General features: G+C 37.9%; 19 protein-coding genes and 1 other annotated feature. Of the genes, 4 read left to right on the forward strand and 15 right to left on the reverse strand.

Annotation, left to right across the window (positions count from 1 at the left end):
• Positions 1–89 precede the first annotated feature (89 nt).
• From I585_RS03065 to I585_RS03080, 4 genes are read right to left on the reverse strand one after another with little or no spacing between them, the layout of a single operon-like run.
• The gene (locus I585_RS03065) at positions 90–674 is read right to left on the reverse strand and encodes a hypothetical protein (protein WP_010739567.1); all 585 of its coding nucleotides are present in this window, start codon (positions 672–674) and stop codon (positions 90–92) included.
• 11 nt (positions 675–685) lie between these two features.
• Positions 686–1156 (reverse strand): V-type ATP synthase subunit K, encoded by a 471-nt coding sequence (locus tag I585_RS03070; RefSeq protein WP_010739568.1) that lies wholly within the window; start codon positions 1154–1156, stop codon positions 686–688.
• Between the two features lie 18 nt (positions 1157–1174).
• A complete protein-coding gene (locus I585_RS03075) occupies positions 1175–3136 on the reverse strand; it encodes a V-type ATP synthase subunit I (RefSeq protein WP_010739569.1) in 1962 nt (653 codons plus the stop codon).
• The gene (locus tag I585_RS03080; protein ID WP_010739570.1) at positions 3126–3446 is read right to left on the reverse strand and encodes a hypothetical protein; all 321 of its coding nucleotides are present in this window, start codon (positions 3444–3446) and stop codon (positions 3126–3128) included. The genes I585_RS03075 and I585_RS03080 overlap by 11 nt, the downstream gene beginning before the upstream one ends.
• 48 nt (positions 3447–3494) lie before the next feature.
• Positions 3495–3542 (reverse strand) — a sequence feature (sodium ion sensor (DUF1646 type); this cis-regulatory element may regulate processes involved in with the transportation of sodium ions).
• Positions 3543–3759: 217 nt separating this feature from the next.
• Here I585_RS03080 and I585_RS03085 point away from each other — a divergent pair.
• The 3 genes from I585_RS03085 to I585_RS03095 all read left to right on the forward strand — a co-directional run bounded on the left by I585_RS03085 (position 3760) and on the right by I585_RS03095 (position 6633).
• Complete coding sequence (locus tag I585_RS03085) at positions 3760–4485, forward strand: gamma-glutamyl-gamma-aminobutyrate hydrolase family protein (protein WP_010739571.1); 726 nt, start codon at positions 3760–3762, stop codon at positions 4483–4485.
• Between the two features lie 197 nt (positions 4486–4682).
• A complete protein-coding gene (locus I585_RS03090; protein WP_010739572.1) occupies positions 4683–5360 on the forward strand; it encodes an ABC transporter ATP-binding protein in 678 nt (225 codons plus the stop codon).
• A 1-nt stretch (position 5361) separates the two neighbouring features.
• A complete protein-coding gene (locus tag I585_RS03095) occupies positions 5362–6633 on the forward strand; it encodes an ABC transporter permease (protein WP_010739573.1) in 1272 nt (423 codons plus the stop codon).
• Between the two features lie 61 nt (positions 6634–6694).
• Here the strand turns inward: I585_RS03095 and I585_RS03100 are convergent, their stop codons facing one another.
• The 11 genes from I585_RS03100 to zapA form a co-directional block, all read right to left on the reverse strand.
• Positions 6695–8143, reverse strand: coding sequence for an alanine/glycine:cation symporter family protein (locus I585_RS03100; RefSeq protein WP_010739574.1), 1449 nt, complete (start codon positions 8141–8143; stop codon positions 6695–6697).
• Between the two features lie 202 nt (positions 8144–8345).
• Positions 8346–9161 (reverse strand): aldo/keto reductase, encoded by an 816-nt coding sequence (locus I585_RS03105; protein ID WP_010739575.1) that lies wholly within the window; start codon positions 9159–9161, stop codon positions 8346–8348.
• Between the two features lie 134 nt (positions 9162–9295).
• Positions 9296–10555 carry an ABC transporter permease gene (locus tag I585_RS03110; RefSeq protein WP_010739576.1) on the reverse strand — a complete coding sequence of 420 codons (1260 nt, stop codon included), beginning with the start codon at positions 10553–10555 and terminating at the stop codon, positions 9296–9298.
• The gene (locus I585_RS03115; RefSeq protein ID WP_010739577.1) at positions 10548–11447 is read right to left on the reverse strand and encodes an ABC transporter ATP-binding protein; all 900 of its coding nucleotides are present in this window, start codon (positions 11445–11447) and stop codon (positions 10548–10550) included. The genes I585_RS03110 and I585_RS03115 overlap by 8 nt, the downstream gene beginning before the upstream one ends.
• A gap of 11 nt (positions 11448–11458) precedes the next feature.
• Positions 11459–11923, reverse strand: a complete 465-nt coding sequence (locus tag I585_RS03120) for a hypothetical protein (protein ID WP_010739578.1) — start codon at positions 11921–11923, stop codon at positions 11459–11461.
• Positions 11923–12129, reverse strand: coding sequence for a helix-turn-helix transcriptional regulator (locus I585_RS03125; RefSeq protein WP_034708308.1), 207 nt, complete (start codon positions 12127–12129; stop codon positions 11923–11925). The genes I585_RS03120 and I585_RS03125 overlap by 1 nt, the downstream gene beginning before the upstream one ends.
• An 86-nt stretch (positions 12130–12215) precedes the next feature.
• Entirely contained in the window at positions 12216–13991 is a 1776-nt protein-coding gene (gene uvrC, locus I585_RS03130; protein WP_034708310.1) for an excinuclease ABC subunit UvrC, read from the reverse strand.
• Positions 13992–14111: 120 nt separating this feature from the next.
• The gene (gene trxA, locus I585_RS03135; RefSeq protein WP_010739581.1) at positions 14112–14426 is read right to left on the reverse strand and encodes a thioredoxin; all 315 of its coding nucleotides are present in this window, start codon (positions 14424–14426) and stop codon (positions 14112–14114) included.
• 113 nt (positions 14427–14539) lie between these two features.
• A complete protein-coding gene (locus I585_RS03140; protein ID WP_010739582.1) occupies positions 14540–16900 on the reverse strand; it encodes an endonuclease MutS2 in 2361 nt (786 codons plus the stop codon).
• Positions 16901–16962: 62 nt separating this feature from the next.
• A complete protein-coding gene (locus I585_RS03145; protein ID WP_010739583.1) occupies positions 16963–17511 on the reverse strand; it encodes a CvpA family protein in 549 nt (182 codons plus the stop codon).
• 12 nt (positions 17512–17523) lie between these two features.
• On the reverse strand, positions 17524–17958 hold the full coding sequence (gene zapA / locus I585_RS03150) for a cell division protein ZapA (RefSeq protein WP_010739584.1): 435 nt from the start codon (positions 17956–17958) through the stop codon (positions 17524–17526).
• 134 nt (positions 17959–18092) lie between these two features.
• Between zapA and rnhC the strand changes: the two genes are divergently transcribed.
• Positions 18093–18995, forward strand: coding sequence for a ribonuclease HIII (gene rnhC, locus I585_RS03155; RefSeq protein WP_010739585.1), 903 nt, complete (start codon positions 18093–18095; stop codon positions 18993–18995).
• Positions 18996–19018: the final 23 nt, after the last annotated feature.

The following is a 19018-nucleotide window of genomic DNA, read 5'->3' on the forward strand; positions in this document are numbered from 1 at the left end:
GACTTTTCTGTCCTTAAATGACAAGAAAAGCAGGATTGACATTCCAATCCGCATTATTCTATTAGCAACAGACTATTTCCAATTAAAATTTACTCAAAAAGTGTTTGAGCGACTTGGAAACTATCTCTTTGCTGAATTTCTCTCACCAAGCTTTGATAAAGAAAGTTATACTGTACGCCATCTTTGTCCAAAACGAAGCCAGCTTGATCAGCAACAGAATTTTTTCCCATAACTAGTCGATAAGCAAGCCGTTGATTCTGCTCAATCAGCCATTCATCAGTAAATATCGACTTTGACTTTTCTCCAGAAATAAAAACTAACTCACCTTGCAGGTCCATTTTCGCCAATGCATTATGAGCAAACTTTTGTTGCTCTTTCACAGACCAACTTTCCATCTGAGCTACCGCTTCAACAAAAACACGCTCTAGAATAGCTTGCTTTTGATTTAAGATCATCTGTTTTTGGGCAACATGTTGTCGATTAGTCGCCTGCTTATAGTTATTCTCTAAATTCTGTAAATTTTTCTCCAAACGCTTTTGGTGTTCAGCATCTATTTCCACTATTTCTGCTTGGAATTCTTGGTCAATTCGTGCCGTTTCTTTTTCTTTTAGCTGATGCTGCTCCAGATCGGCTTGCTGGTTTAACTGCTCGACTATCTTTTCGATTGCTTCCATCAAAAAACTCCTTACACTTGTCCTACTAACAAGAATGAGATAACGAAACCTAAGATTGCATAAGTTTCAACCATGGCAGCATAAATGATTCCCTTTGTTGAATGCTCTGGTTTTTTCGCCAAAATTTGAATACCGGCCGCTGCTACTTTACCTTGGGCAATCCCTGAAAACAATCCTGTAAAGGCAATTGGTAATGAAGCTCCCAAGTAACCCAATCCTTGAACTACAGTCAAATCATTAGTCAGATTAGTGAAGATCAAGAATGCAATAACGAAACCATACAACCCTTGTGTACCTGGTAATAACTGCAAAATCAAAGCCTGACCAAATTTTTCAGGTTGACTTGTCGTCAGTGCGGCCGCTGCCTCACCAGTCATACCTACACCTTTTGAGGAACCAATCCCAGAAAAAATAGTTGCTGTTGCCATTCCCAAAATCGCAAAAATAATACCACCGCTATTGTTAATCAAATACTCCATCATTGTCTAAAATCCCTCCAATTATTTTTCTTGTTTAATATTTACATATTTTTCTTCTGTCTTTAAAGGACGAAACGCACGTCCGCCACCTTCATAAAATTTACCGAAAAACTCTACATACTGTAACCGAGCGCCATGAACATAGGCCGATAATAGTGATAAAAAGATGTTTAATCCATGTAAAGCTACCATCAATAATATTCCGACACTAAAACGTGCAATTGGAGGCATGTAGCCCACTAACATATTGAACGCTGCCGCAATACTACCTCCAGAGATTCCTAATGCCATCAGACGTGTGTAACTAACTAAATCGCCAATATAGCTAGTGATTCCGTATAGATTGTAAGCACCCGTGGCTAATCCTTTGATTTTTGATTTTGCTTGAAGCATTGGTGTGAAGACGATCATTAGCGCACTTACTACTGCCAAAGTTACACCAATTAGAAATAACGGCTGACTATTTAGAATCATTTTTCCTAATCCGCCTACAATCGCTCCAACCATAATTCCTTGCCAAGCAAATCCATCTGAGATAGCCCCTAAATAATTTTTGGCTTTGATGTTTTCTTTGGCTGCTAATCCCAACCCGATAAAAATCTGAATTACCCCAAAGATGATTGATAATATCAGAATACTGATCACATCTTCGCTAGTTGAAAGAATTGGTTTGTACCCCAGCGAAAAGCCAAAGAACGAATTGTAAATCAATCCCCACAAAATGGTAGGTACCGCTAAAATTTGGAAAAAATGCATAAACCGTTCCATTCCTCGCGGCAATATTGAACGTAAAGCAATTGTAGTCGCTATCAGCATCAATGCACCATAACCCGCATCTGCCACCATCATCCCGAAAAAGACAAAGTAAAAAGGCATAAACCAAGGTGTCGGATCAACCTCATGATACTTCGGCAAACTATACATTTCCGTCAACATCTCAAAAGGCTTGACTATCGCATTATTCTTTAATTTTGTTGGAATTTCTTCATTAATTTCAATATCTGTGGGTTCTTCAATTTCCAAATAAAGATTCTCTTTACCAATCAAATTACCCATAAATGATTCAAAGTCATTGTAGGTTTCAGTTTCTAGCCAACCTTGGATCAAAAAGACTTTATCATCTTTAATAAAATGATTGTGAATCAGCCAACGATTTTTGCGTGCTAGCAATACCTCTTCGGCCGTTTCCAACTCCTCAATCACAATTTTTTTCTGACCAATCAGTTGAGCTAATCTTTTTTGTTCCTCAACTAGTTCAAGATTCTCTCGTTGAATCCTTGTCAATTCTGCTTTAGGTAGTTGAACTCGGTTATAAATAAATGCGACTATACTAAATTGTCGAACTAGTTCTTGAACAGTTCCCTGTACAGCACGTAAATATAACAGAACAAAATTGACAATATGATCATCGCTATAAATAATTTCATAATGAATCTGTTCATTCTTTAGTTGCTGCTCAAATGAGTCCCAAATACTTGCATCCGCCGTTCCTAGAAAACATTTCGTTGAATGTAATGAATACTCTTTTGGTAAAAAATCTAACGCTTGCCATTTTTGTAGAAGGCTTTCTTGAGTCTGCAGTTCTTGTTGTTTCGCATTTGCTTCTGAAAAAAGTCGCTCCAATTCTTGAATGCTTTCTAGTTCTGACAGTAAAGCTGCTTCGTCAAAATTTCCCTCTAATGATCTAAGGGTTGCATGTTGTCGTTTGAGATGAAGCCCCTTCTCTCGACTACTTCCATGATGCTCGACAAATCGAATAGCATGAGTTATTTGCTCTAACTGTTGATCAATTTTTGCAAGTGTATCTTGACTGGGTAAAGGATCGACTTCATTAAAATATTTCTCCACCCATTCATTGCTGACTGTTTGTTGGAAAAGATCTCGAATTTCGACTCCTTGAAATCCTTGGATCGCAGATAGAATTTGTTCGCTATGTCCTTGCTGGGCGATCAGCGTCAGCTTGCTCATTTTACTAACTGCCATATTCTGAGATCACCCTTTCAATAATTTGTTCAATCGTCTGTTCTTTTTTTCCTTGGTAATTTTCTTCCATTTTTCTAATCGCATCTTCTGCACTTGTAGTTAAATCACGTTCATCATCTTCTAACTCACGAGCCAAAACTCGCTCTCTTTCAGATAACTTATTAGAGAAATCTATTTTCAATTTCTCTCTTTTTGCTTGCAGCAATTGTTTTTTTTCTGCCTCATATGCAGCCAATTCGGCCACGAGTCGTTCTTTGACTCTTTCAATTTGTTCCTCAGCAGATTTTATTTTCTCTAAAGCTTCTAGCACACAAACCCTCCTTTACAATACAAAAAGAGCGCAAAACTCCTAAGGTCGTTCTTCTCACCCCTTGAAGAACACGATCCTTGAAGCTTACGCCCAACCTTTTTTGTATTTATTCAACAACTACAGTATATCAAAAAAAGGAATACCCGTAACTATTTTTCAATAAAAAGCACAAAAAATTCCTATCCTTATAGATTAAAATGATCCCTTATTATAGTAGGTTCTCACAAAAAATAATATAAGAAAATTTAAAGAACGAATTACTTGCTTTTTAAGTTTTGACTATGGTATCAAAAGATATAAGGAGTGGTCGAACATGAAAAAAAATATTATTGGCATTGCAGCAAACCAACACTATCAGAATAATCAAGATTTTTTTGATCAACAATTTACTTACAGTCCTCAAGGATTTATTGATGGCGTTCACCAAGCGGGAGGAGTTCCTATTTTATTACCCATTAGTGATCCTGAACTTGCTAGTGATTACATTGCATCAATCGATAAATTATTGTTAGCCGGCGGTCAGGATGTTACACCTTTTCTTTATGGAGAAGAACCTCATCCAAAATTGGGTCCGACAAGCATTGCTCGCGACTCTTTTGAGATGGCATTAATTAAAGAGGCTATCAAGCAAGGCAAGCCGATCTTTACAATTTGCCGTGGCACACAGCTGTTGAATGTTACTTTAGGTGGTACTTTGTATCAAGATTTATCCCAATATCCCGATTGGGAAGTAAAACATGACATGTTCCCTACCGTTCCGGACTTTGGTTTGCATTCGATTACTGTCAAAGCAGATTCTTCATTAGCTCCGCTGTTTGGTGAACGTGAACAAGTGAATTCCTATCACCATCAAGCCATCAAAGAGTTAGCTGAGAGTCTCGTACCTATCGCATGGGCGCATGATGGCATCATTGAAGCTATCGAAAGCCGCGAAACAAATACAAAAATTCTCGGTGTGCAATGGCATCCTGAATTAACCCGTAAAAATGATCCAAAAGAACAAAGTCTATTTGATTATTTCGTGAATGAATTCGAGTAGTTTTAACCAAAATAGAAAACAGTGTAAAGACCAAACTCAAAAATCGAGATGGTCTTTTTCTAGTTCTGAATATTTTTAGGTCAAAATACACAAAACAAAATATGTTTTTTAACTATAAATCCTACTTTAGTACCATTTCATTATTTTCTAGTTATGGGAAAATCAATCCATAGCTTTTCGCTAAAAGGAGGAAAATAATGAATGCAATTGAAGTAAAAGATGTGAAAAAGGTTTATGGCTCCGGCCAAGCGACCTTTGAAGCATTAAAAGGGGTTAGTTTTACGATTAAGAAAGGTGAATCTATCGCGATCATTGGAAAAAGTGGATCTGGCAAATCAACTTTGATGCATATTTTGGCGCTATTAGACCGACCAAGTTCTGGAAAAATAGCCTTACTGAATCAAGATACACGACAAATTAAAAATAGTGCGTTAAACAAAATGCGGAATGAAACATTTGGATTTGTATTCCAGCAATTCTTCATCAATCCGAAAGATACTGTTTTATCAAATGTCTTATTACCTTTAAAAATTGCTGGTATTACTAACAGACAAAGAAAGCAAATGGCCTTAGAAGCTTTGGAGGCCGTCGAACTGAGCGATAAAGCGAACAATAAAGCAAATGATTTATCTGGTGGACAAAAACAAAGAGTTTGTATTGCACGAGCAATCGTTAATCAACCAGAAATTATCTTCGCAGATGAACCGACAGGAAATTTAGACTCTGCAACTGGGGAGAAAATCGAAAAATTATTGTTCAACTTGAATCATAAAAAAGGCATTACTTTGATTATCGTAACGCATGACCCGGAATTGGCAGCTCGATGCGATCGGCAGATTCATATAAAAGATGGTCTTCTATTGGAGGGCATTTAATATGAAATTATTTGATATCATAAAATCTGCAAGTTCGAATCTGTGGCGCAACAAAGGGCGGACAGTTCTGACCGTAATTGCTATTTTTATCGGAGCCTTTACAATTTCTTTGACAACTGGAGTCAATAATGGCGTTAATGACTATATCGATCGGCAAATTAATGGTGTCGGTGGTGAAGATCAATTGATGGTTTTTCCTGAATCTCAAATGAGGTCTGGTAGTGATGAACCGCAGAAGTATGATCCTGATAAAGCATCTGGGGCAGATGCAGACTATTTAACTGCAAAAGACCTTGATAAAATCAAGGATACGAAAGGAATAACCAAAGTTGAACCTTTCCATTTCTTAGCAACAGATTATGTCCAACGAAATGATGGAGAAAAATATTTGTTGTCTGCAGTTAGTGTTAGCGATATTTCGATTGATTTAGAAGCAGGACGGGAAGTTAGCAACTCTGGCGAGAACTATGAAATCAACATAGCACCGGAATATATGAAAGCTTTAGGTTTTAAAAACGCTAAGTCTGCTCTTAACAAAAAAATAAACGTTTCTATAAGCAGCCAAGCGACCGGCGAACAAGAAATCGTGGAGGCAACAATCGTAGGTGTTCGTAATGTCAGTCTCATTCAACAAGGACAGTCCATTATGAGTAAGGCTTTATCTGATAAAATTGTCAGCGTGAATGAAAAAGGAATGCCTGAAAATATGAAAAATAAATATGGAACCCTTTTTGCTACGATGGATAAAAACTTATCAGATAAACAAATTGATCAACTGAAAGAACGTTTGACTAAGAACGGATTCAGCGCTATGACGGTCGAAGATGAAATAGGTATGATTCGCCAAGTAATCAATGCCATCACAGGAGTCCTAACTCTATTCGGTGCAATTGCATTATTGGCTGCGAGTTTTGGAATTATCAACACCTTATACATGTCCGTTCAAGATCGTACTCGAGAAATCGGCCTAATGAAGGCGATGGGAATGGGACGGTTCAAGGTCTTTCTAACCTTTAGTGTCGAGGCCCTATTGATTGGTTTCTGGGGCGGTGTGACAGGGATAGCTGGAGCAATCGTTGCTGGTCATTTTCTAAATGATTTTGCTATGACTTCATTTCTAGATGGCTTAACTGGGCTAACCTTATTGCAGTTCTCTTGGCCATCAATGCTGATCATTTTAGTTGTTATCATGCTAATCGCATTTCTGGCGGGGACTTTCCCAGCAAATCGTGCTGCTCGATTGGATCCAATTGACGCATTACGTTATGAATAGAAAAAGAGCCGCTGCAAAGTTTATCCTTTTGCAGCGGCTCTTTTCAATTTAGATGTTCATTTTATTCATCATCAAAAGATGTATCTGCCAGTGGAACTGAGGACAAATCATCTGTTTCACTCGCTGATAATCGAGCGAAATAAGATTTTGTTTCTTTGATAACAACCGGACTCAATAAGATTAAAGCAATAATATTAGGAAATGCCATCAGACCATTAAAAATGTCAGCAATCGTCCAAACAGCCGAAACAGTTAGGTAAGGCCCGATAAAAACGGCAAAAATATAAACGAAACGGAAGGCAGATGAAAATTTTGTATTTCCACCAGTCAAATAACTTAAGCAGCGCTCTGAATAATAGTTCCATCCTAAAATTGTTGTAAAAGCAAAGAACGCTAAACAAATCATTAGTAGAAGCGAAGCGACTGTTTGAGAAAGAGGTAAAGCTTCCGAAAATGCATAGATCGTAACGGCAGAACCTTCCAGTCCTGTTTTCCAAGCCCTAGTTAAAATAATTGCCATTCCTGTCATATTACAAACGACTAAAGTATCAATAAAAGTACCTGTCATAGATACTAAACCCTGACGCACTGGTTCTTTCGATTGCGCAGCAGCGGCTGCAATCGGAGCACTACCCAATCCGGATTCATTTGAGAAAATCCCTCGAGCCACTCCTTTTTGCATGGCAATCATCATCGCCCCCATTGCTCCGCCTGAAACAGCACGCAAACCAAAAGCACTTTGCACGATTTCTACAATTACACTTGGCAATTTTGAAATATTAATTATGATCATGAACAAGCATAAGCCTACATAGATAACGATCATTAACGGCACGATAATTTCAGATACGCGAGCTATTCGCTGTACCCCGCCAATTAGAACAATTGCTACAAGAATCGTGACCACAACTCCCGTAATAATGACTGCCCAAGAATATTCGTTTCCAAAGAGAGTAATTGTGTTTACTTTTTCCGGATCAAAAAAGGTTTCTGCTGCCGATGTAATCCCATTGATCTGCGCGATTGTACCAATTCCAATTAGACCAGCAATGGCTCCAAAGAAAGCAAACATTTTCGCCAACCATTTCCATTTATGTCCTAACCCGTTTTCAATGTAATAGAATGGTCCGCCTAGAGCTTTGCCATGGTCATCAAATGTACGATATTTGACTGCCAATAACCCTTCAGCATATTTTGTTGCCATCCCCAATAATCCTGCAAGTTCCAACCAAAATAATGCACCTGGTCCCCCAGCAACAATTGCTGTTGCAACCCCGACAATATTTCCAGTACCAATGGTCGCTGATAAGGCCGTACACAACGCTTGAAAGCTTGTGACATCCCCTTGTCCGCCCTCTTCATTTTTCACCATATACTTAAGTGCTAGAGGTAAGCGACGAATTTGAATCATCCGACAGCCAACAGTTAAAATAATGCCAATTCCTAGAATTAAGACAATCATTGGGGCGCCCCAAATCATAGAATTAATTTTCGTTAAATAATCACCCATCAAAACCCTCCCATTTTCTTGCTATTTTACCATAAAACGTTTTCACAAACTTCCTTTCAAATAAAAAAAAATCTACATATTGTTTTTGCCTACTGGAAAAGTGATCATTTCAACATTGTGAAATACAAAAAAACACATGAAAAACCAACAAAAGATGGGTCTCATGTGTTTTAGTTATAATGTTTAAATAGCTAACAATTAGTTAAAAATCAAAATTATCCGGATCAGCACCTAATCGTTCATTGATATTTAAACGATTAATTTTTTCCATTTCTTCAACACTTAATTCAAAATCAAATACATTAATATTTTCTTTGATCCGTTCTTCATGAACAGATTTCGGAATCACGATGATATCACTTTGTAAATGCCAGCGAATGATTACTTGCGCTGCGGATTTTTTGTGACTCTTGCCTATTTCAACGAGTGTCGGATTTTGTAGGATTTTTCCTTGCCCCAGAGGTGACCATGCTTCAACTGCAATGCCCTCACTAGCCAAGTAGGTACGTAAATCAACTTGAGTCAACGTAGGATGCAATTCAATCTGATTAACCATTGGTTTAATCTTGGCTGCGTTCATTAATTCTTCAATATGATGCTGTTGGAAATTCGAAACGCCGATCGCTTTTGCGCGGCCGCTCTCATAAATTTCCTCCATCGCTCGCCAAGAGTCACTGAACTTGCCTGCAACTGGCCAATGAATCAAGTAAAGATCGACATAATCCAAACCTAAGCGTTTAAGACTTTCATTAAAAGCTTGATGAGTAGAATCATAACCTTGATCCGCATTCCAAAGTTTTGTCGTTACGAATAATTCTTCTCGTTCGACACCAGATTGACGGATCCCTTCACCTACACCCTTTTCATTCTTGTAGACCGACGCGGTATCAATCAAATGATAATCGTTTTCGATGGCCCAACGAACAGAATTGGTCGCATCTACTTCTTCTACACGCCAAACACCCAATCCTAATCGAGGCATCTCAATACCATTTGCAAGTCGCTTATTCTTCTCCATCAACGTTCCTCCTCGTATAATAGTGATCCTAGTTCTTCAACTATATACTAATTCTACTAAATCATCGAATATCTTGACAGTATATCCGACAATTTCGTTATAGGAGATCTTGATTTCGAGAACAACTGATTTATTTATTTCTTTTTACGATCATTTTGCATAATAGAAATCGATTGTTTTAAGGCACTGAAGGTTCCGCCTTCGCTATATACCAAAACATTGGATTTATATAGTTGAGCTGAGAAAACTGTTAATAAAATCGTAAACAGTACTAGAATTCCTAATGATACGAATGCACTAGAAAGTGCTGCCGTATTTGACGCTAGACGCAATGGCATACTATATGACGATAAGAAAGGGATGTACGAAGTGACTTTGATAATCACATTTGTCGGATCAGAAGTTCCTAAAATTAAGCCCAACATGTATCCAATCATAGACAAGTACATTACTGGCTGAATCGCTTTAGCTGTATCTTCCGGTTTGCTGACCAAAGAGCCGCACAATGCTGAAAGTACTGCATATAAAAATAATCCCACTAACATGAAAGCGATAATAACCAGTGCACTACTACCTAATAAAGTCTTAATCGATACATTATTAATGAGGTCTTTTACCATCGGCATATCTTTGAATTGTCGATAACCGAAGACCAATGCAACTCCATAAATCAATAATTGAGTCAGTGCCACTAGCAAGACACCCAATAATTTCCCATAATAATGAGTCTTAGCTTTCATACTTGAAAGCAATACTTCCATGATTCGCGTTCCTTTTTCCGACGCAATCTCTTGTGCGATGATTGAAGAGTAGCTGATAATAAATACAAACATGATTATTGTTGTCAAAAAGCTTAGAATAAACTGAGTGCCCGAATCTCCGTCGTCACTCTCCATTTTTCCCTTCTCAAAGGTTACTTTAGTTGATTCAAATTTTGCCGGCTCCATGACTTTTTGAACTTGTGCTGGAGTTAGATTCAACTGATTAGCACGAATAGTTGCTTGCATTGAACTCAGAATTTGCTGTAATTGAGTTTCCGTTGAAGTTCCTAAAGAGGCTTTACTATATAATTTACCTGAAACTTGTTCTTCACCCATTTTTAAATCCAAATAGGCATCAATCTTTTTATCTTCTAACTGCTTTTGGGCCTTCTTATCACTAGCGACCACTTTAAAGCTATAGTCCTTATTTTTAGTTTTAGCTAACTGTTCTGCTACTGCTGGTTGATCACTTACAATACCAATTTTATTGATATCATTTGCATCACCGAAGAAATGTTGTGACAAGTAGAAAATCCCCATAAGTAAAAATGGTGCTAAAATCATGATCAAAAATGCTGTAGATTTTACATTCTTTTTATATACATCCTTAATAATAATACCCATTTTACTCATTTACAGCACCTGCTTTCCATTTGAAGATTTCTTCTAGTGTTGGCGGTTGTTGATTGAACATCGGAATGTAGCCATCTTTGGTAGCTTGAACAAATATTTCTTGTCCTGCAGCTGGATCTTCCAAGGTGATATCGAAGCTGCCGTCCTCTTTTTGAGTCACTGTATGGACACCAGCAAAGGCTTCTAATTCTTGTTTCGTCAAATGCGAATCTAAATACAATTTACTGCGGCCAAATGATTCACGAATTTCGTGGACCTTGCCATTCAAAACCGTTTCGCCATTTCGCAACATTATTAAATGATCGCAGATCTTCTCAACATTATCCATGTTGTGGCTAGAAAAAATGACACACGACCCTTTCTCCTTTAACTCAATAATTCCGTTTTTTAACAACTCCGCATTGACCGGATCTAACCCACTGAATGGTTCATCCAAAATAACCAGCTTCGGTTCGTGAATCAATGTAGATATTAATTGAACCTTTTGTTGATTCCCTTTAGAAAGTGATTTCACTTTATCTGTTTTCTTTCCTTTGACTTGGAATTTCTCCATCCACTCATCGATTTTCGGTGCGATTTCTTGTTTACTCTTTCCTCGTAAAGAAGCAAAGAAAAGCAATTGATTCTCGATTGTTACCTTCGGATACAACCCTCTTTCTTCCGGTAGATAGCCAATCGTATTATAGTCCTTACCTGAGAGTGTATGTCCATCCCATAAGACACTGCCTGAATCTTTCGATAAGAAGTCTAAGATTAATCGAAACGTTGTCGTTTTACCTGCACCATTTTGACCAATCAACCCTAAAATTTTCCCATCTTCAATCGTAAAAGTCATATCATCCAAGGCTTTGTACGAACCGAAACTCTTACTTAATTTTTCAACCTGTAACATCTTCTCACTCCTTATAATTTCCTTTTGTAATATAAATAACTAATTAAAAAACTAATTAGAAATACATAAAGCAAACCAGTTGCGGTTAGCATCAGAATTCTTGAAATAAAACTACCGACGGTACTTAAAATCACCAATACAATAACCATCATATAAGCGGAAAATTGTATCGTCTTACTTGCAATTTCCAGATTGCGTTCATCCATTCGAGCGATTCGTTGAGCCTTTAATAATTTTGGATTATTCATAATACGATGATTCCTAAAAACGACAACAATAAATGCTAAACAAATTGAGCTGAAGAATCCTGTCAAGAAACCTAACGCATGGTCATCTATTTTTAAATCATACCAATTTGTACCAACGAAAAGAATTCCTGCACATATGAGCAAAAATACTATTGATACTAAACAGTTTCTATTCTTTTTTTTCAACTTCTCACGATAATCGCGATCCGCTTTCGAAAGTTTCTCCATCACTCTTCCTCCTCATCATCAAAAATAAAAATATCCTCAATCGTCAAATCAAAAAGACGAGCAATTTTGTGAGCGAGGATCAACGAAGCATTGTAGCGTCCACTCTCCAATGAAATAATTGTTTGACGTGTCACTTCCAAGTCATTTGCCAATTCGCTTTGGGTCAGCTTACGTTCTTTACGTAATTTTTGAATTCGATTTTGCAAACGATCACCTCTTTTATGTATAGTGCCCTTTACATTTACAAAAAAAGTATAGCACCCTTTACAATTTATGTAAAGGGTGCTATACATTATTTTTTCTTCAACTGATTATGTGTGCTTTCTGCCACCGTTTTTGGCAATCCAACTTTTTGCAATTCTTCAATCGATGCTGCTTGAATATTCTTCAATGACTTAAATTCCTTCAGCAACATTTTTTTACGTTTTGGTCCTAAGCCCTCAATATTATCCAACTTCGAAGCAAAACTATTTTTACTCCGTAACTGACGATGAAATGTAATCGCAAAACGATGGACCTCATCTTGAATCCGCTGCAACAAGAAAAATTCTTGTGAATTGCGTTCTAACGGAACAACATTTAACTCAGGTCCATAAAGTAACTCGCTCGTTTTATGTTTATCATCCTTCGCCAAACCGGCTATCGGAATATCGATTCCAAGTTGATTCGCTAATACGTCCCTTGCAACATCGACTTGACCTTTCCCACCATCGATCACAATCAAATCTGGGAAGGGCAATCCTTCCTTTAATACCCGAGAATATCGGCGATAAATAACTTCACGCATTGAAGCATAGTCGTCCGGACCTTTGACAGTCTTTATTTTATATTTACGGTATTCCTTCTTCGCCGGCTTTCCATCAATGAATACAACCATCGCAGATACTGGGTCAGTTCCCATAATATTAGAATTATCAAATGCTTCGATCCGAATCGGTGCAGGGATATTCATAGCATCCCCTAACTTTTCTACCGCACCAATCGTTCGCGCTTCACTACGACCTATTAAATCAAATTTCTCATTTAAAGCAACATGGGCATTTTTTCCAGCTAATTTAACAAGCTTTTTCTTTTCACCACGTTGCGGCTGTAGAACTTTTGTTTCTAACATCGCTTCGACACTAGGCTTATCAATATTATCAGGAATCAAAACTTCTTTAGGGATAAAATGTTCATTTTCTTGGTAAAACTGTCCAATATAGGTCAAAAAATCTTCTTGCGCATCATTATAGAATGGAAACATCGACACATCTCGTTCAATCAACTTTCCTTGACGTACAAAAAAGACTTGGACACACATCCAACCTTTATCTGTCGCATAACCAAAAATATCGCGATCGATCAAATCAGTGTTAGTCATCTTCTGTTTTGTCATGACTGTTTCAATCGCCTTGATTTGATCACGATACTCCGCCGCCTTTTCAAATTCCATATCTGCGGCGGCCTGATTCATTTTTTCTTTCAGCTGTCTTTGAATCTCGGTATGCCCACCATTTAAAAATCGCTTGATCTCTTCCACCATGTCTTTATAGACCTGTGGATCAACATGAAAAGCATAAGGACATAGACATTGTCCTAAATGATAATAAAGACACGGCGTTTTTTGTGATGGTTTGCACTTCCGCAACGGAAACAATCGATCCAGCAGTTTTTTGGTTTCATTAGCAGCGTTCACATCAGGATATGGCCCAAAGTAATGAGCTTTATCTTTTAAAACTTTTCTTGTAATCATTAAGCGTGGATACTTTTCATTCGTAATCTTAAGAAATGGATAGGTCTTGTCATCCTTCAACATGATATTATACTTAGGATCATTTTTTTTGATCAAGTTTATCTCAAGCAGCAATGCTTCAATGTTGGATTCCGTCACGATATATTCAAAATCCACGATTTCACTGACTAATCGCTCTGTCTTCGTATTATGACTCCCAGTAAAGTAAGATCGTACCCTATTTTTTAAAATTTTGGCTTTACCAACATAAATAATCGTGCCATTTTTATCCTTCATTAGGTAACAGCCCGGTTGATCTGGTAAAAGTGCTAATTTGTTTTTGATTCGCTCGTTCATAAGTTGTTTCCCTTCAAACTTGAAATCACAGCTAACTTTAAAATCAATAATTATCTTCCTAGCTAGAACAAATAAAGTTAAACTGACAAAAAAGCTGGACATAAAGTCCAGCTCAAGATCTTACATGTGAGCTTGGATAAGCTCGTTTAATTGGTCTTTAGTATGAACACCAATAACTTTATCAACAACTTGTCCGTCTTTTTTCAAAACGAGTGTTGGAATGCTCATGATACCGAAAGATGCTGGCGTTTCTGGATTTTCATCCACATCCATTTTTACGACTCTGAATTCATCTTCGTCATACTCCTCGGATAGTTGTTCTAAGATCGGAGCTTGCATCCGACAAGGACCACACCAAGTTGCCCAAAAGTCGATCAAAACAAGACCGTTATCTGTTTCATCATTAAAAGTTTTATCAGTAACTACTTGTGACATTTGAATTCCTCCTATATAACTCGGATGCTTTGAATTAAACATCCTTTTTTCTTACTAAAAGTAGTATATCACGGTCGCTTTCTCTACGCCACTCTTCTGCTTACACTTGTAAACTATTTAAAAGTTACCACTGTTGCACCGCTACCGCCTTGATTTGCAGGAGCAAATTCAAAACTTTTGACATTGCGATTATTTTTCAAATAATCAGTGATACCTTTGCGCAATGCGCCTGTCCCTTTACCATGAATAATTCGAACTTGTGCAAAGTTTGCGAGTAACGCTGCATCGATATATTGGTCAACTTCAGCAAGCGCCTCTTCATAACGTTTGCCACGTAAGTCTAGTTCTGGTTTCACACGAGCGCTAGCTCCTCGCTGTACACCAGTGATCACTCGTTGTTTTGGCTCTTCAATTGGTGTAGTCAGTGTCATATCCTCTTCCGAAACGGTCATCTTCAATATACCTAATTGAACTTGCCATTCGTTGTCGCCAACTTTTTGAATTAAAGTCCCACGTTGACCATACGTTTCTACGATGACTTCATCATTTTGCTTAAATACCTTTTTAGCCTTTGCTTTTTGCAATACCTTGTTTTTCTTCAGATGTTCGTCTTGTTTTAAATCAGCTAATTGTGTTTTCGCATCAATTAATTGATGTTCCTTCACATTTCCCTGTCCATCTAGTTGCATTTGACGGATTTCTTTGATGATTTTTTCGGCATTTTCTTCCGCCTCGCCAACAATTTTGTTGGCTTCTTTACGAGCTTTTTCAATTTCATTTTCCCGTTCATCGAAAAAGTAACTATAGGCATTTTTTAAATCGCGATACAGTTTTTCTGATTCAGCCACATAATGGCGTATCTCTAAATACTCTGTCTCTGTTGCCTTTCGTTGATTTTCCAGATCGGAAATCATTTCATTCAAATCTTGACTTTCTTCATCGATGATCTGCTTAGCATTTTCTATCACCATTGAATCCAGACCGAGTCGTCGAGAGATTTCAAAAGCATTACTGCGTCCTGGAACCCCGATTAATAAACGATAGGTTGGACTTAACGTATCTACATCAAATTCCATGCTGGCATTAATCGTATTAGACCGATTATAACCGTATATCTTTAATTCAGGATAATGGGTTGTTGCCATGACATATGAAGACTTCGCCCCAACTGCATCCAAAATCGCAATCGCTAGTGCCGCACCCTCTTGCGGATCGGTCCCAGCACCAAGTTCATCAAATAGAACTAGACTGTGCTCATCGATTTTATCTAAGATTGAGACAATATTAGTCATATGAGAAGAGAATGTTGATAAGCTTTGTTCGATAGACTGCTCATCCCCGATATCTGCGAAAACCTCATCAAAGATTCCCATTTCGCTCTCTTCAGCGACAGGCAGCGGTAGGCCTGCTTGTCCCATCAATTGTAAAAGCCCTAGTGTTTTCAAGGAAATAGTTTTACCACCAGTATTCGGTCCGGTAATAACAACCGCCTGAAAATCTTGACCAATCATAAGATCATTTGCTACCGCTTTTTCTTGATCCAATAATGGATGGCGAGCCTGCTTGAAGTACACATGATTTTCCTGATTGATCACTGGCACAATTGCTTTCAAGGCTTTTGAAAAGCGTGCTTTTGCATTCATTAAATCAAAACGCCCCAATACATAAGCGTTGTGTAAAATATCTTTGCGAGGAGCCACCAGTTCAGCTGATAATTCTGCTAAAATCCGCTCAATCTCCGTTCGTTCAGCAATCTGCTGTTGACGCAGCCGATTATTTAGTTCAACGATTTGTTTCGGCTCCATAAATAAGGTTTGTCCAGAAGCGCTTTGATCATGCACTACTCCGCCAAAGACACCGCGATATTCTTGTTTCACAGGAATTACGTAGCGATCATTTCGCATCGTAATTAATGTATCACTTAGATATTTTGCATTCTTGCCTCGTATCAAACCATCCAATTGTTCACGAATCGTTTGCTCGCTTCGTCGAATTTGACTACGAATTGTGCGTAATTCTAAAGAAGCTTCATCGCGTATACGACCATCTTCCTCCACCGATCTACGTAATTTTCCGCTTAACTCGGGCAGTGTTGTTAACTGGTCTTCCCAAAAATAGATTCGCAGAAAATCCAACTCACTATCTTTTAAATCATCAATAAAGCGGACTAACTCACTAGTCGTCGAAAGCACTCTAGAAACTTCTGCAAGTTCTAAACCATTCAAATTTGCGCCAATTTCAATTCGTTTCATATGCGCCTTAATATTATTTAATTTGGGGATTGGCAAGCCGCCGCGCAGACGCTGAACCTTCATCCCATCCTCGGTTTCCTCAAGCCATGACTGAACGGTTTTCCGATCGCTAGAAGGAACCAATTGGCGAAGCTCTTCTTCCCCCTGTTCGGTTGTTAAATATTGATAAATCATTTTTTTTACTTCTTCAAACTCTAAAGTTTTTAGAATGCGTTCATTCATTTTTTCACCTTCTATACATAAATAAACCGAAACCTGTCAAACAGCGTCCCGGTTTTTTTACTTTATCCAATAATTTTTGTAACCCATAAATTGTTAAACTGAGAACTTAAAAATAGAGAATGCTCAATCACAAAACGTGCAGGCCAACTATTGCTCAACTGATTTTGAACCACTGCCATGGGTACAAAGCTAACCAGTTTTAAAAGCAAAAAGATGACAACATAACATATGATTAATTGTAAAATACCAGCGACAATCCCATCATATTGCGGAATTATTACTTTAAATAGTAAATCTTTGAAAAATATTGCGATGATGTGTGTTGCCAGCCAGCCAACTACTAAGATCATAACAAAAGCTACGCCTGCATAAAAAGCCTTGTCCAGATTAAAAGCTTGCTCAACAGAGTAGTAGACCATTTTAGACTCGCTTGTAACGGATGGGTATGGTACAAATAAATCTAATTGCGAGCCCAATCTTTGATAAAACATTCTCGCAACGATAAATGATACTAGATACCCGATCGAAAATACTATCTGATAGGCCGCACCACGTCGATAACCCACATAAAAAGATAGCAATAGTGCAAATAAAATTACCAATGTCAACATAGTATCCCTCACTTATTTATTTGCCGCTCTTTTTTGAATCTCACGTTTACGGTTTTCGTTGACGATTTGTTGCGCTTCTACATGATTCCGAATCGGAACATTTTCTTTTCCGTTTTTTCGCATGATTTCTTTTGCTTCGGCTTCAATTGCTTCAATTTTCTTTATGCGATTCTCTAATTCTAAATTGTGAGCAGCCTGCCCATCAAGTGTGAATTGCTTTTTTTCTAACTGCATTAGCGCCTCTTGTCTTTTTAATTGATCTGAGACTGCATTAATTGCCAACAACATCGCAGCCTTTTCTTGTGTGATTCCAGGCGATAAAGACATAATTTCATTTAACTGTTCATTGACTAAAGCAGTAACCATATCCATATGTTGCTTGGATTCTTGTCCAATGATAGTATAAGTCTGACCGGCAACGATTGCCTTATAGCGATTTTGCGCCATACTGATCAACCTTCCTAAATCGATTTTTTTAATGTTCTGGTAACAAAAATACTAATATATTATATGCTAAAACCCATCATATGTACAACTTTCATCAATTATCGCGAATTAACTTAAAGAAAAGAGAAAAAATTATGAGTTCAGCTGTATTAAAACTATCCAAAAGCGAGATTCAAAAACTGAAAACCTACTATACAGATTATTTATTAAACAAAAAGGTTCCTTACAGTGATTTTTCCGCCAAAAAAAATGGCATAAGCATAACGGCCTATACTTCAGGCAAGGTTTTGTTTCAGGGAAACAATGCGGAACAAGAAGCCGCTCGCTGGGGAAATGCAACTGGTTCGCCCGCAAAAAAAAGCAGCAATTTACCCAAAAACTTTGCCTCGCTTTCCGTTCTCGGTAGCGATGAAGTTGGTAATGGCAGCTACTTTGGTCCGCTATGTGTCTGCGCGGCCTATGCGGACAAAGAACAGCTTGCCGTGTTAAAACAGCTTGGTGTAAAGGATTCGAAGATGCTGACAGACGATCAAATCCGTAAAATGTCAATCACGATCAAAGAACTAATTCCTTATCGGTTGCTGGTTGTTAACCCAGAGAAGTACAATGAGATTCAGCCGAAGTATAATGCTGTTCGCATGAAAGTCGCTCTGCATAACCAAGCGATCCGTTTATTGTTAGAACAAATTGCTCCAACGAAACCAGATGCGATTTTGATCGATCAATTCACTTCAGAAGCTAATTACATGAAGTATGTTAAACAAGAACCGCAATGGGTTGAAGAGAAAATTTATTTCGTTACCAAAGGAGAACAATACCATCTTTCTGTTGCAGCAGCTTCAATTATCAGTCGAGCAAGTTTTCTTGAAGAACTGGATAAAGCTTCTCTGGAACTAGGGAGGAAAGTTCCTTCTGGTGCAGGCAAACCCTCTGATGAGCTTGCAGCAAAATTACTCCGTCAAGGTGGAATCGACTTATTAAAGAAATATGTCAAACTACACTTTGCTAATACTGAGAAAGCACAAAAAATGGTTTAACCAATAACTCCCCACCAAAATGG

Origin of the sequence: Enterococcus malodoratus ATCC 43197 (assembly GCF_000407185.1) — a bacterium.
GTDB lineage: Bacteria > Bacillota > Bacilli > Lactobacillales > Enterococcaceae > Enterococcus_A > Enterococcus_A malodoratus.